Origin of the sequence: Paraburkholderia tropica, assembly GCF_914484835.1 — a bacterium.
Lineage (GTDB): Bacteria > Pseudomonadota > Gammaproteobacteria > Burkholderiales > Burkholderiaceae > Paraburkholderia > Paraburkholderia tropica_A.
Genome location: NZ_CAJZAR010000031.1, coordinates 1 through 14628, shown reverse-complemented (window position 1 = coordinate 14628; position 14628 = coordinate 1). Strand labels below are relative to the sequence as shown.

Annotated in this window: 10 protein-coding genes; 4 read left to right on the top strand and 6 right to left on the bottom strand. The window is 63.7% G+C overall.

The window, feature by feature from the left end; all coding sequences use genetic code 11:
* The first annotated feature begins 38 nt into the window (after positions 1 to 38).
* Positions 39 to 1724, top strand: a complete 1686-nt coding sequence (locus tag LDO54_RS04160) for a ShlB/FhaC/HecB family hemolysin secretion/activation protein (protein ID WP_310633614.1) — start codon at positions 39 to 41, stop codon at positions 1722 to 1724.
* A gap of 236 nt (positions 1725 to 1960) precedes the next feature.
* On the top strand, positions 1961 to 2446 hold the full coding sequence (locus LDO54_RS04155) for a DUF2147 domain-containing protein (protein ID WP_224006826.1): 486 nt from the start codon (positions 1961 to 1963) through the stop codon (positions 2444 to 2446).
* Positions 2447 to 2522: 76 nt separating this feature from the next.
* On the opposite strand, the gene LDO54_RS04150 is transcribed toward LDO54_RS04155, so the two are convergent.
* From LDO54_RS04150 to typA, 6 genes are all read right to left on the bottom strand, one after another.
* Positions 2523 to 2966 (bottom strand): transposase, encoded by a 444-nt coding sequence (locus LDO54_RS04150; protein ID WP_224006809.1) that lies wholly within the window; start codon positions 2964 to 2966, stop codon positions 2523 to 2525.
* 155 nt (positions 2967 to 3121) lie between these two features.
* On the bottom strand, positions 3122 to 4219 hold the full coding sequence (gene zapE, locus LDO54_RS04145) for a cell division protein ZapE (RefSeq protein ID WP_224006807.1): 1098 nt from the start codon (positions 4217 to 4219) through the stop codon (positions 3122 to 3124).
* 109 nt (positions 4220 to 4328) lie between these two features.
* On the bottom strand, positions 4329 to 5759 hold the full coding sequence (gene lpdA, locus LDO54_RS04140; RefSeq protein WP_224006804.1) for a dihydrolipoyl dehydrogenase: 1431 nt from the start codon (positions 5757 to 5759) through the stop codon (positions 4329 to 4331).
* Positions 5760 to 5867: 108 nt separating this feature from the next.
* Positions 5868 to 7136, bottom strand: coding sequence for a 2-oxoglutarate dehydrogenase complex dihydrolipoyllysine-residue succinyltransferase (odhB, locus tag LDO54_RS04135; RefSeq protein ID WP_224006802.1), 1269 nt, complete (start codon positions 7134 to 7136; stop codon positions 5868 to 5870).
* 103 nt (positions 7137 to 7239) lie between these two features.
* Positions 7240 to 10104 (bottom strand): 2-oxoglutarate dehydrogenase E1 component, encoded by a 2865-nt coding sequence (locus LDO54_RS04130; RefSeq protein WP_224006799.1) that lies wholly within the window; start codon positions 10102 to 10104, stop codon positions 7240 to 7242.
* A 350-nt stretch (positions 10105 to 10454) separates the two neighbouring features.
* Positions 10455 to 12275 carry a translational GTPase TypA gene (gene typA, locus LDO54_RS04125; RefSeq protein ID WP_224006796.1) on the bottom strand — a complete coding sequence of 607 codons (1821 nt, stop codon included), beginning with the start codon at positions 12273 to 12275 and terminating at the stop codon, positions 10455 to 10457.
* A gap of 448 nt (positions 12276 to 12723) precedes the next feature.
* Here typA and LDO54_RS04120 point away from each other — a divergent pair, with 448 nt between their 5' ends.
* Positions 12724 to 13242, top strand: a complete 519-nt coding sequence (locus LDO54_RS04120) for a MarR family winged helix-turn-helix transcriptional regulator (RefSeq protein ID WP_205996306.1) — start codon at positions 12724 to 12726, stop codon at positions 13240 to 13242.
* 86 nt (positions 13243 to 13328) lie between these two features.
* On the top strand, positions 13329 to 14628 hold a 1300-nt coding region (locus LDO54_RS04115; protein WP_224006792.1), incomplete at its 3' end, for an efflux transporter outer membrane subunit.

The following is a 14628-nucleotide window of genomic DNA, read 5'->3' as shown; positions in this document are numbered from 1 at the left end:
CAGTCGCAGAATGGGCCGTGCTCGCCGCGTTGGGGGTGATGGCGAGCGCTGGCTTGACGGGGGTGGCAGTAGCACAACAAGCAGGACCACAGAACCGGCCGGCGTCGGGCGGCAACCCCGCAGGGGGCAATCCGCTCGACGCACTGCCGCAGATCAACGCGCCGCAGAAGGCGCCGAACGTGACCGTGCAGGTGCAGCAGCAGACGCCTCAGCTGCAACAGTTGCTCGCCACGCATCTCACACCGACCACGTTCAAGGTCGAAGGCGTGAAGTCGATTCCCTTCGACGAGGTCGCGCAGCGTTTCGCGCCCCTCGCGAATCACGACATCACGATCGGCCAGCTGATCGAGACGGCCAACGGCGTGACGAAGCTCTATCAGGAGCGCGGCTACGCGCTGTCGTTCGCGTTCGTGCCCGCGCAGGATTTCGCGGGCGGCGTGGTGCGCATCACGGTCGTCGAAGGCTATGTGGGCAGCGTGACGATTACCGGCAAGCCGGGCAAGCTCGAGGACAAGATGCGCGCCATCGCCGCGCATATCGTCGAGGACCGGCCGCTGCGCACGGCCACGTTCCAGCGCTATATCAACGTGCTCGGCCTGCTGCCTGGACTCAAGGTGAAGGCCAACGTGCCGCCGCCCACGAGCACCGACGGCGCCACCACGCTCGAACTCGACGCCACGCAAAAGCCGTACGACATCAGCACCGGCATCGACTTCAATCATCCGGGCGTGCAGGGTCTGCTCACGCTGACCGAGAACGGGCTGACGCCGTTCGGCGAGCAGTTGAGCGTGTCCGCGCTGCTGCCCAAGGGCCGCGACAACGTCACCTATCTGGCCGCGCACGCCGCCGTGCCGATCGCGAGCGACGGCCTCACCGCGAAGGTCGATGCCTCGCACTATCGCGGCAATCCCGCCGACAATCCGGGCCTGCCGAATTACGTGGAGCGCACCGTCATCAGCGACAAGATCACGGGTTCGCTGTCCTACCCGCTGCTGCTCAGCAACACGCGCAGCGTGGTGGGCACCGCGAGCGCCTACGCCACGCACGACGAGGACCGCTATCACAACACGATCAACGGCTTTCAGTACGACACGCATTCGCAGGTGCGCGTGCTGCAGCTGCAAGCCGATTACACCGACGTGCAGACGGGCCAGGTGCGCAAGGCGAGCATCGCGGTGGCGAAGGCGTTCAATATCCTCGGCGCGTCGAAAGGCGCCGATACGAATATCCCGGGCGTGGTGCTGCAAAACCCCGTGTCGCTGAATTTCGTGCGCACCAATGCGTCGTTCTCGCAGACCAACGACTGGCCGATGGGCTTCGGCACCTCGGTGGCGGTCACGGGCCAGTACAGCGCGGTCACGCTGCCGACTTCGGAGCAGATCTCGTTCGGCGCGCAGCGCTTCGCGGCGGGCTACCAGCCGGGCGAAGCCTCGGGCGATTCGGGCTGGGGCTTCCTGCTCGAACTGAATCATCCGTTCAAGATCGGCCGCACGTGGCTGCAAACGATCACGCCTTATGTCTCGTTCGACATGGCGCGCGTCTATCTGCATGCGGGCACGCCCTCGCCTTCGCGGCTGTCGTCGGCGTCGTTCGGGTTTCGGATCTCGGACGGCAAGTACTACAGCCTCGATCTCTCCGTGGCGAAGGCGCTCGCCGATGCGCCGATCGAGAGCCCGTCGCGCAGCCCGCGCATCAACGCGACTTTCTCGTATCAACTCAACTGATGCGATGGGCGAGATGTGAGAGATGCGTGCGGCGCGCGAGGCACGGCACGTGCGGCAAGCCGCGTGCCGCGCGCGCCGCGCCGACTAGAGTTCCTACTCGCAAACGCGCGCGGCGCTTTCGCGTATGCTGCCCTGACTGCATGAGCGCGCCATCGCGTCACGCGTCTGCACGTGCCTGCGCGCGTTGCATGCCGTGCGTGCGGTACACACACATAAACATCAGTGGAGGAAGACACATGAACCGTATCGACGGTCGCCCCCTTTCGTTCGCCGCGCGCGCGGCGCGTCATCTCGCGCTGGCCGGCGCGCTGCTGGGCGGCATCGCCGCCGCGCATGCGCAGGACAGCTCGCCCGTGGGCGTCTGGCAGACCATCGACGATCACACCGGCCAGCCGAAAGCCCTCGTGCAGATCAGCGACGACGGCAGCGGCGGCCTCACCGGCAAGGTCATCAAGGGACTCGGTGCGAACGATCAGCCCGATCGCCGCTGCACCGCCTGCACCGATTCGCGCAAGGACCAGCTGATCCTCGGCATGACGATCATCGACAGCATGAAGAAGGCCGGCAACGAGTACGACGGCGGCCACATTCTCGACCCGGAAAACGGCAAGATCTATAGCTGCAAGATGCACACGGAAGATGGCGGCCAGAAGCTCGTGGTGCGCGGCTATATGGGCATTGCGCTGCTCGGCCGCTCGCAGACCTGGGTGCGCCAGCAGTAAGACAGTGCGCCGCGCGACACCATGAAAAAGGCCGCCTGAATCAGGCGGCCTTTTTTGATCGACCCTGGTGCGCACGTCAAACCGTGTGCCGATACACCGACCGATAGCTGAACGGCTGCGGCACGCCGGGCGCGGCCGGCGAGAACGGCGAATTGCGCATCGGCACCTCTTCCTGGGCGCGCGCGGCTTTTTCGGCGCGGCTCCCGTGCTTGCGCATGCGGGTTTCGATGGCGTCGCACAGTGCCGCGCCCTCGGGGCCGAACAGCTCGGCCATCACGTTCTTGAGCACGCCTTCGTCGTGCCACGCCTTGAAGCGGCGATGGCAGGTCTGATAGGACGGATAGCGGCGCGGCATGGCCGACCACGTGGCGCCGCTGTACATGACCCACAGCACGCCGTTGAGCACCGAGCGGGTGTTGGCAAGCGGGCGGCCGCGCAGCTCGGAGCGCGGGCGCAGTTCGGGCAGTAGCGGCAACACGCGTTGCCACTCTTCCTCGGTGATATCGCGATGCGGCGTCATGGAGTTCTCCTTGGTCAGAACGGTTCTGAACCAACGATATCCACTCGCCCGCGCGGGCCATATCAGACGAGTCCGAATCTTGAAAAAACGCTTCGGACTCTATTTTTGCGATGTCGCAGGGGTGCGCGCGCTCAGGTCGGCACTGCGGTCAGCACTCAGGTCAGCGACGTATCGACGATGCGGCGCGGCGTTTCGAGATATTCCTTCGACTGCATTTCGACGATCCGCGACACCGTGCGCGTGAACTCGTTCGCCATCGGGCCTTCGGGATAGAGATCCTCGGGCGGCACGGCCGACGACATCAGCAGCTTGACCTTGTGGTCGTAAAACACGTCAATGAGCCAGGTGAAGCGGCGCGCCTCGGAGGCCATGCGCGGCGTCATCTGCGGCACGTCTGACAGAATCACGGCGTGAAAGCGGCTCGCCAGTTCGAGGTAGTCGTTCTGCGAGCGCGGCCCGCCGCAGAGCGTGGCGAAGTCGAACCACACCACGCCATCGGCCTTGCGCAGCGCCTTCAGTTCGCGCTTCTCGATGTGCAGGATCGGGCTTTCGTCGGGCACCGCGGCCAGTTGCGCGAACGAGTGACGCAGCGCCTTGTCGGCGGCGGCGCCGAGCGGCGTGTGATAGACCTCGACCTGCGCGAGCGTGCGCTGGCGATAGTCGACGCCGGCGTCGACGTTCAGGACATCCAACTTTTCCTTGATGAGCGCGATGGCGGGCAGCATGCGGTCGCGATGCAGGCCATCGGGATAAAGCAGATCCGGGTCGTAGTTCGAGGTCATCACGAACTGCACGCCGTTCGAAAACAGACGGTCGAGCAGGCGGTACAGGATCATCGCGTCGGCGATGTCCGAGACGTGGAATTCGTCGAAACAGATCAGGCGATAGCGCTTCGCGATGCGGCGCGCGAGTTCGTCGAGCGGATCGGCCTGGCCCTTCAGTTCTTCGAGTTCGCGATGCACTTCGCGCATGAACTCGTGAAAATGCAGGCGCGTCTTGCGCTGCACCGGCACGACCGCGTAGAAGCTGTCCATCAGGAAGCTCTTGCCGCGCCCCACCCCGCCCCACATGTAGACGCCGCGCGGCAGATCGGGACGGTTGATGAGTTTCCAGAACGCGTTCGAACGACGCGATTTGTATTCGACCCACTCGTCGTAGCACCGCTGCAGCCGCTCGATCGCAACGCGTTGCGCCGTATCGGGTTGGTAACCGCGTTTCTGCAGTTCGTTTTCGTAGTATTCGGTGACGTTCATTTCGTGAGCCGCAAATGAGTAAAGGCGGGCGGGTATTCGAACCCGTCCGCCTCTGTACGTGATGCAGGTGCTGCAAGGCCGGAACGCTGGCGCGCCCGGCCTCAGGCGCTTACATGTTGAGCGCGCGCTTGTCGGTAGCGAGTGCCGCTTCGCGCATGACTTCGGACAGCGACGGATGCGGATGGCAGATGCGGCCGAGGTCTTCGGCGGCAGCCTTGAATTCCATCGCCACCACGGCTTCCGCGATCAGGTCCGATGCGTTCGCCGAGATGATGTGCACGCCGAGCAGTTCGTCGGTCTTCGCGTCGGCGATCATCTTCACAAAGCCGTCGGCCTTGTTGATGCCGAGCGCGCGGCCGTTCGCCATGAACGGGAACTGGCCCGTCTTGATGTCGCGGCCTTCGGCCTTGAGCTGCTGTTCCGTCTTGCCGACCCACGCGATTTCCGGTTCGGTGTAGATCACCCACGGAATGCAGTTGTAGTCGATGTGCGGCTTCTGGCCGTCGATCACTTCTGCGACCAGCACGCCTTCGTCTTCGGCCTTGTGCGCGAGCATCGGGCCGCGCACCACGTCGCCGATCGCGTAGACGTTCGGCACCGACGTTGCGCAATGCGCATCGACGTCGATGAAACCGCGCTCGTTGGCCTTCAGGCCGATGGCTTCGAGACCGAGGTTGTCGGTGTTCGGCACGCGGCCAACCGACACGATCAGGCGGTCGGCTTCGAGCACTTGCGCGTTGCCGTCCTTGTCCGTGTAGTTGATCGTGACGTTCTTGTCCGTCGCCTTCACTTCGCCGACCTTCACGCCAACGTGAATGTCGAGACCCTGCTTCTTGAAGAGCTTCGCAGCTTCCTTCGAGAGCGACTGGTCAGCGGCGCCGAGGAATTCCGGCAGCGCTTCGAGGATCGTGACGTCGGCGCCCAGACGGCGCCACACCGAACCCAGTTCCAGACCGATCACGCCTGCGCCGATCACGGCCAGCTTCTTCGGCACCGAGTCGAACGTCAGCGCGCCTTCGTTGTCGGCGATGATCTTGTTGTCGACCGGCATGCCCGGCAGGTGACGCGCCTTCGAACCCGTCGCGATGATGACGTTCTTCGCCGTCACGACTTCGGTTTCGCCTTCGCCCGAGACTTCGATCTGCACGCCGGCGTCGTTCTTGCCGGTGAACTTGCCATGGCCCTTGAGCCAGGTGATCTTGTTCTTGCGGAACAGGAATTCGATACCCTTCGTCATCTTCTCGACGATGCCGTCCTTGCGGGCGAGCATCTTCGACACGTCGAGCTTCACGTCAGCGACGCTGATGCCGTGGTCGCCCAGATGATGCGCGGCGTTTTCGAACTCTTCCGACGAGGCGAGCAGCGCCTTCGACGGAATGCAGCCCACGTTCAGGCAGGTGCCGCCGAGCTTCAGCGCGCCGGCCGGGTTCTTCCACTTTTCGATACACGCAACCGACTTGCCGAGCTGCGCGGCGCGGATCGCCGCGATATAGCCGCCGGGGCCGGCGCCGATCACGACGACGTCAAATTCTTTGGACATGGTCATCCTTTCGATACGTGAGCGCGGCGCGCGGACTCCGGCTTCCGGAGTTCGCGCGCACGCCGCTCAGTGTGAGACTTGATACGCGAGGCTTGAGCGACGCTGTGATTACAGGTCGAGCAGCAGGCGCGCCGGATCTTCGAGCGCGTCCTTCATCGCGACCAGCGACAGGACGGCTTCGCGGCCGTCGATGATGCGGTGGTCGTACGACATCGCGAGGTAGTTCATCGGGCGGATCACGATCTGGCCGTTTTCCACCACAGCGCGTTCCTTCGTCGCGTGCACGCCGAGGATCGCCGACTGCGGCGGGTTGATGATCGGCGTCGAGAGCATCGAGCCGAACACACCGCCGTTCGAGATCGAGAACGTGCCGCCCGTCATTTCTTCGATCGAGAGCTTGCCGTCCTTGGCCTTCTGACCGAATTCGGCGATCTTCTTCTCGATGTCGGCGAGGCTCATCTGGTCTGCGTTGCGCAGGATGGGCACCACCAGGCCGCGCGGCGAACCGACGGCGATACCGATGTCGAAGTAGCCGTGATAGACGATGTCGTTACCGTCGATCGACGCGTTCACGAGCGGGAACTTCTTGAGGGCGTGAACCGCAGCCTTCACGAAGAACGACATGAAGCCGAGCTTCACGCCATGTTCCTTCTCGAACTTGTCCTTGTACTTGTTGCGCAGATCCATGACCGGCGCCATGTTCACTTCGTTGAACGTCGTGAGGATGGCGTTGGTTTGCTGCGATTCGAGCAGACGCTCGGCGATACGCGCACGCAGACGCGACATCGGCACGCGCTGTTCCGGGCGGTCGCTCAGCCAGTTGCCGGCCGATGCCGGTGCGTTGACTTGCGGCAGCGCGGGCTTGGCGGCAGCCGGCTTGCCAGCCGGTGCGGCTGCGGGCGCGGCCTTCGGCGCGCCTGCGCCGAGCACGTCCTGCTTCGTGATGCGGCCGTCGCGGCCCGTGCCGGCGACGTCGCCGCCTGCCAGACCCTTCTCCGCCATCAGCTTGGTCGCTGCGGGCGAGGCAATGTTGCTGCTCGACGTCGATGCGGCTGCGGCAGCGGGTGCTGCGGCGGCGGCCGGTGCGGCTGCCGGAGCGGCGGCGGCTGCGGGAGCTGCTGCGGCGCCAGCCTTGCCTTCCGTGTCGATCTTCGCGATGACCTGTTCGCTCGTGACGGTTGCGCCGTCGCCGATCAGAACTTCAGCCAGCACGCCGGCTGCGGGCGCCGGCACTTCGAGCACGACCTTGTCGGTCTCGATTTCGATAACGACTTCGTCCTGAGCGATCGCTTCGCCCGGCTTCTTCTTCCACTGCAGCATCGTGCCTTCCGACACCGACTCCGAGAACTGCGGGACCTTGACTTCAACAATAGCCATTTGATGTTCCTGAATACGTATCTGGGTACGAACCGGCTCGCGCATCTGAGCGCGGGAAAGCGCGCTGTGTTCGCACGCCTTCCCGGTTCGTTAGCTCATATGCTTATTTCGCGACCTGCGCGCCCTTCAGGCGGCCGAACGCACCTTCGATCAGCGTCTTCTGCTGTTCGTAATGCTTCGCGTAGTAGCCGACAGCCGGCGAGGCCGAAGCAGGACGGCCGCTGTATGCGAGCTTCATGCCTTCCTTCATGCCTTCCTTCAGGTGGTGCTCGATGTAGAACCACGGGCCCTGATTCTGCGGCTCGTCCTGCACCCACACCACTTCGGTCGCGTTGTCGTACTTCTTCAGCTCCGCTTCGAACTGCTTGTGCGCGAACGGATAGAGCTGTTCGATACGGATGATCGCGACGTCGTTTGCCTTCGCTTCGCGGCGATGCGCGACGAGGTCGAAGTACACGCGGCCCGAGCAGGCCACCACGCGCTTGACCTTCTTCGCGTCGATCGACTCGTCCACTTCGCCGATGACCGGCTGGAACGTGCCCTTCGCGAGTTCGGACAGGTCCGACACGGCTTCCTTGTGACGCAGCAGCGACTTCGGCGTGAAGATGATCAGCGGCTTGCGGAACAGACGGATCATCTGGCGGCGCAGCACGTGGAAGATCTGAGCCGGCGTGGTCGGCTGAACGACCTGCATGTTGTGCTCGGCGCACAGTTGCAGGAAACGTTCGATACGCGCCGACGAGTGCTCCGGGCCCTGGCCTTCGTAGCCGTGCGGCAGCAGCATCGTGAGACCCGAGACGCGGCCCCACTTCACTTCGCCCGACGAGATGAACTGGTCGATCACGACCTGCGCACCGTTGACGAAGTCGCCGAACTGGCCTTCCCACGCGACGAGCGTGTTCGGTTCAGCCGTCGAGTAGCCGTATTCGAAGCCCAGCACCGCTTCTTCCGACAGCACCGAGTCGATCACGTTGAACTTCGCCTGGTTGTCGGCGATGTTCTGCAGCGGGATGTACGTGCCGTCGTTCCAGCGTTCGCGGTTCTGGTCGTGCAGAACGGCGTGACGGTGCGTGAACGTGCCGCGGCCCGAATCCTGACCCGTCAGGCGCACAGCGTAGCCCGACGCGACCAGCGACGCGTAGGCGAGGTGTTCGCCCATGCCCCAGTCGAGCTTCGCTTCGCCCTTGCCCATCGCGCGGCGGTCGTTGATGACGCGCTCGACCAGCGGGTGAACCTTGAAGTTCTCGGGGATCGTGGTGATGCGTTCGGCGAGGCGCTTGAGTTCCGCGAGCGGCACGGCCGTATCGGCTGCGTCGGTCCACTTGCGGTTCAGGAACGGCACCCAGTCCACCGCGTACTTGCTCTTGTAGTTCGAGAGCACCGGGTCGACCGTGTGGTGGCCTTCGTCCATCGCGGCGCGGTACGCCTTGACGTAGTTGTCGCCGTCTTCCGCCGAGATGACGCCCTGCTGCACGAGCTTCTCAGCGTAAAGCGCACGGGTGCCCGGGTGCTTCGCGATCGTCTTGTACATCAGCGGCTGCGTGACCGCCGGGGTGTCCTGCTCGTTGTGGCCGAGCTTGCGGAAACAGATGATGTCGACGACAACATCCTTGTGGTACTGCATGCGGAATTCGACCGCGAGCTGGATCGCCAGCACGACCGCTTCCGGATCGTCGCCGTTCACGTGCAGCACCGGCGCTTCGATCATCTTGACCACGTCGGTACAGTACAGCGTCGAGCGCGCATCGCGCGGGTCCGACGTCGTGAAGCCGATCTGGTTGTTGATGACGATGTGCAGCGTGCCGTGCGTGCCGTAACCGCGCGTTTGCGCGAGGTTCAGCGTTTCCATCACGACGCCCTGGCCTGCGAAGGCCGCGTCGCCGTGGATCTGCACCGGCAGCACCTGCAGGCCGTTGTCGTCGCCGCGGCGCTCCATACGGGCCTTGGCCGAGCCTTCGACCACCGGGTTGACGATTTCGAGGTGCGACGGGTTGAACGCGAGCGACAGGTGGACCGGGCCGCCTTCGGTTGCGACGTCCGACGAGAAGCCCTTGTGGTACTTCACGTCGCCTGCCGGCAGGTCGTCGACGTGCTTGCCTTCGAATTCGGCGAACAGGTCCGCCGGCATCTTGCCCAGCGTATTGACCAGCACGTTCAGACGGCCGCGGTGGGCCATGCCGATGACGATTTCCTGCACGCCCTTCGCGCCTGCGTGACGGACGACTTCGTCCATCGCGGCGATGAAGGATTCGCCGCCTTCGAGCGAGAAGCGCTTCTGGCCGACGTACTTGGTGTGCAGGAAGCGCTCAAGACCTTCAGCAGCCGTGAGGCGCTGGAGGATGTGCTTCTTCTTGTCGTTCGTGAAGTTCGGCGTCGAGCGGATCGACTCGAGGCGTTCCTTCCACCAGCGCTTCTGTTCCGGGTCGCTGATGTACATGTACTCGGCGCCGATCGTGCCGCAGTACGTGTCGCGCAGCGCCTTGACGATCTCGCGCAGCGTCGCGCGCTCGAAACCGAAATACAGGTTCGTGGCGCTGAACGTCTGGTCCATATCGGCTTCAGTGAAGTCGTAGAACGCAGGTTCGAGTTCGGGGATAGGCGGACGCTCGCGACGCTTCAGCGGATCCAGGTTCGCCCATTGCGAGCCCAGGAAGCGATATGCGCCGATAAGGGACTGAACGTAGACCTGCTTGCGTGCCGTTGCGAGATCTTCGCCGCCGCCCCTGGCGACGAATGCATTGGCTTTCGCGCGCTGTGCAAACGACTCGACGATCGGGCCGTGTGCGACATCGCTGTCGGCCGAACCGCTCGACGACGGCACGTTTTGCAGTGCGTCGAAGTATTCGCGCCATTGGTCCGGAACGGACGCAGGGTTGTCAAGATATGCTTCGTATAGCTCTTCGACATACGGAGCATTGCCGCCGAACAGATAGGAGTTCAGCTGGAATTGCTTCATCGTTTCCGACATTTACGCTCACCTTTCTTCGAGTTTCTCGAGAAATAGCGGGTTACTCAACCTTCCGCGCCACGGCCTGACCGTTTAGCGGATTGCGAATCAAGTCTGCTTGGAAGGACCTAAATCATGCATCCGCGGAGGATAGCACATAAGTGATACTCCCCATAAGATGCAATGCGACACAGCACCGCACGCAAACCCTTGCTCCACGGGCCTGAGCGGCACTTTGCAACTTTTACAACAGACTCTTCCTGCACTGCGAGGCAATCCCCGCCGGACGCAAAAAAGCCGCCCAGACAGCGGCGGCTTTCTTGTTTTCTTACATGCATTGCAGTGCGCGAAAAAGTTTCGACAGCAAAACTTTACTCGGCTTCGCGGCTTGCGCGGCGACGCTCGTGCTCTTTCAGGTGACGCTTGCGCAGGCGGATCGACTGCGGCGTCACTTCCACGAGTTCGTCGTCGTCGATGAATTCGACTGCGTACTCGAGCGACATCTGGATCGGCGGAACGAGGCGCACGGCTTCGTCGGTGCCCGAGGCGCGCACGTTGGTCAGCTGCTTGCCCTTGATCGGGTTCACGACGAGGTCGTTGTCGCGGCTATGGATACCGATGATCATGCCTTCGTACAGCGCGTCGCCCGGCTTCACGAACATGCGGCCGCGATCCTGCAGCTTCCACAGTGCGTAGGCGACAGCGGCGCCGTCGTCCTGCGAGATCAGCACGCCGTTGCGGCGCTCGCCGAGCGTACCTTCCTTGACCGGACCGTAAGCGTCGAACACGTGGCTCATCAGGCCCGTGCCGCGCGTGAGCGTCATGAATTCGCCCTGGAAGCCGATCAGGCCACGCGCCGGAATGCGGTACTCGAGACGCGTGCGGCCCTGGCCGTCCGACGCCATGTCGAGCATTTCGCCCTTGCGGCGGCCCAGTTCTTCCATCACGCCGCCCTGGTTGGCGTCTTCGACGTCCACGGTCAGCATTTCGTACGGCTCCTGCTTCACGCCGTCGACCTCGTGCAGCACCACGCGCGGACGCGACACGGCCAGCTCGTAGCCTTCACGGCGCATGTTTTCGATCAGGATCGTCAGGTGCAGTTCGCCACGGCCCGAGACTTCGAACGTGGTTTCGTCACCGGTGTCCTTCACGCGCAGCGCGACGTTGTGGTTCAGTTCCTTCGTCAGACGGTCGCGGATCTGGCGGCTCGTCACGAACTTGCCTTCCTTGCCGGCGAGCGGCGACGAGTTCACGAGGAAGTTCATCGTGAGCGTCGGCTCGTCCACCGTGATCATCGGCAGCGCTTCGGGGTTGTCCACCGCGCAGATGGTCGCGCCGATACCGATGTCTTCGATACCGTTGATCAGCACGATGTCGCCGGCTTCAGCCGACTCGACCTGCACGCGCTCCAGGCCGCTGAACGACAGGACCTGGTTGATCTTGCGGTTCATCACATCGCCTTCCGGGCCGAAGCGCAGGGCAACCTGCTGGCCCGGCTTGATACGGCCGCGCTTGATACGGCCCACGCCGATACGGCCAACGTAAGCCGAGTAGTCGAGCGAGGTGATCTGGAGCTGCAGGCCGCCTTCCGGGTCGGCGTCGCGAATCGGCACGTACTTGAGCACGGCGTCGAACAGGGGACGCATGTCGCCTTCGCGCGCATCCGGCGACATCGAAGCGTAGCCGTTCAGGCCCGACGCGTACACGACCGGGAAGTCCAGCTGCTCTTCGGTCGCGCCGAGCTTGTCGAACAGGTCGAACGTCTGGTTGATGACCCAGTCGATACGCGCGCCCGGACGGTCGATCTTGTTGACGACGACGATCGGCTTGAGGCCGAGCGCCAGCGCCTTCTTGGTCACGAAGCGCGTTTGCGGCATCGGGCCTTCGACGGCGTCGACGAGCAGCAGCACCGAGTCGACCATCGACAGAACGCGTTCCACTTCGCCGCCGAAGTCGGCGTGGCCCGGCGTGTCGACGATGTTGATGTGGGTGCCTTCGTACTCGACCGCGCAGTTCTTCGAAAGAATCGTGATGCCACGTTCCTTTTCGATGTCGTTCGAGTCCATCACGCGCTCAGCGACCTGCTGGTTGTCACGGAACGTGGCGGTCTGACGGAGGAGCTGGTCGACGAGCGTGGTCTTGCCGTGGTCGACGTGGGCAATGATGGCAATGTTGCGAAGGGCGCGGGACATAGGAACCTGGGTACAGTTAAGAGTGCGCGGCAGCGCGCCCGGGCGGGCGAGCGCTACACAGCCGGCTACATAGCCAGAACTGAGGCATCGCGACCACCGCCCGCCCCTTCCGGACGCATCCGGAGGCTCGATTCGGCAGCGCTGCAATGGCGCACTTTTGGGAACCTGAAATTATAGCACGCGCAGATGAATTGATCAGGCGCATATCCGATCTTTCCATCATGGGCCGCCGTGACCTGCCGGAACCCGTGCAAACAGGCACGGGGTCGGACGCTCACGGGTTCCGCAGCGGCGCTGCGCGGGATCTCAATTTTCTCACGCCCACCGCGCAAGATTAAGACCCCATCCGGCAAAGGTTATTCAGCCTCGGCAGAATAAAACCCTTGTCGCGTCAACTAACGTTTCCTATAATCCCTGCCTGGTCAATCATTGCAGTCGCAGCAGAAACATGACGGATCCGATCCCTGTACCGCCGCCCGAAATCCGCGATTACGATCTCGGCGAGAGCGTCGGCTACCTGCTCGCGCGTGCCAAGACGAGCATGTCGAACATGGTCACGCAGCGCACGCTCGCCGAGCTCGGCATCACCAGCCAGCAGGCCAGCGTGCTGTTCATGGTGGCGAGCGGCAAATGCCTGCTCGCGGCCGAACTGGCGCGCGAATACGGCATCGACGCCAGCGCGGTCACGCGTCTCGTCGACCGGCTGGAGAAGCGCGGCCTGCTCAAGCGCGTGCGCAGCTCGGAAGACCGCCGCGCCGTGCGCCTCGCGCTCACGCCCGAAGGCGAAGCGATCGCACGCCGCATGCCGGCCATTTTCACGAGCGTGACGGAGACACTCGCCGCGGGTTTCACACCGGAAGAAGTGGGCTTTCTGAAGAACATGTTGCGCCGGGTTCTGGCCAATAGCTGCGATGCTAGCCAGAACGCGAACCCGGCAGCCGGCCAGAATCCGCCGGCCAATTCATGACAGGGCAAGCAAATTTGAAACCGGAAAACAAGAAAATAGCTGCATCGTCCAGTATCACCTCACCTTCTCACGCAACGAGACGAGCAATGAAATCCCAAACCCAGTTTGCGCCAGCGCTGTCTTGCCGGGCCGCGGTGACGGCCGCGATTGCCGCGATTGCGCTCTCGGGCTGCGCGAACTACATCGGCATCAAGAGCGACAAGACGCTGGACCAGCCGCAACAGTTCGAGTCGTCGCAGAGCATTCCGGCGCAGGGTGGCCAGTGGCCCGCGCTCGACTGGGCTAGCCAGTTCGGCGATCCGCAGTTGCAGAAGCTGATCGACGAAGCGCTCGAGGGCAATCCGACCATCGCGCAGGCGCAGGCGCGTCTGGCGAAAGCGTCGTCCTATATTGAGACGTCGAAGTCGGCGCTCTATCCGAAGGCCAACGCGAGCTACTCGTGGACCCGCGAGCTGTATTCCGAAAACGCGCTGTTCCCGCCGCCCTACGGCGGCAGCTGGTACAGCGAAAACAACGTGCTCGCGAGCGCGTCGTGGGATCTGGACCTCTGGGGCAAGAACCGTCAGCGTCTCGCGCAGGCCGTGTCCTCGCAGCGCGCCGCCGAAGCCGAGATGCAGCAGGCGCGCATCACGCTCGCCGCGTCCGTCGCGCGCACGTACAACCAGCTCGCCCAGCTCTACGCGCTGCGCGACATCGCCGCGCACGAGATCGACAACCGCAAGACCATCGGCACGATCACGAACGGCCGCGTGGTCGCGGGCCTCGATACCAACGTCGAACGTCAGACCGCGAACGGCAACATCGCAACGAGTCAGGCCAATCTCTCGCAGATCGACGGCCAGATCGAGACCGTGCGTTATCAGCTCGGCGCGCTGCTCGGCAAGGGCCCGGACCGTGGTTTGCAGATCGCGAATCCGGTGCTCAATCCGGTCGCGAACGTCGCGCTGCCCGACAACCTGCCCGCCGATCTCATCGCGCGCCGCCCGGACATCGTCGCCGCGCGCTGGCAGGTCGAAGGCGCAATGCACGACGTCAAGGAAGCGAAAGCCGAGTTCTATCCCGACGTGAACCTCGCGGCGGGCATCGGTTTCGATGCGTTCGGCTGGGGCAAATTCCTCAACTTCACGAGCCGCCAGATGAACATCGGCCCGGCCGTGCATCTGCCGATCTTCGATGCGGGCGCACTGCGCGCGCAGCTGAAAGGCCGTTACGCCGACTTCGAACTCGACGTCGCGAACTACAACCAGACGCTGATCGGCGCGTTCCAGGACGTGGCGACGACGGTGTCGTCGATCCGTTCGGCGGACAAGCAGCTGGTCGACGCGCAGCACGCGCTCGATGCGTCGACGAAGGCGTACCAGCTCGCGGTGATCCGCTACAAGGCGG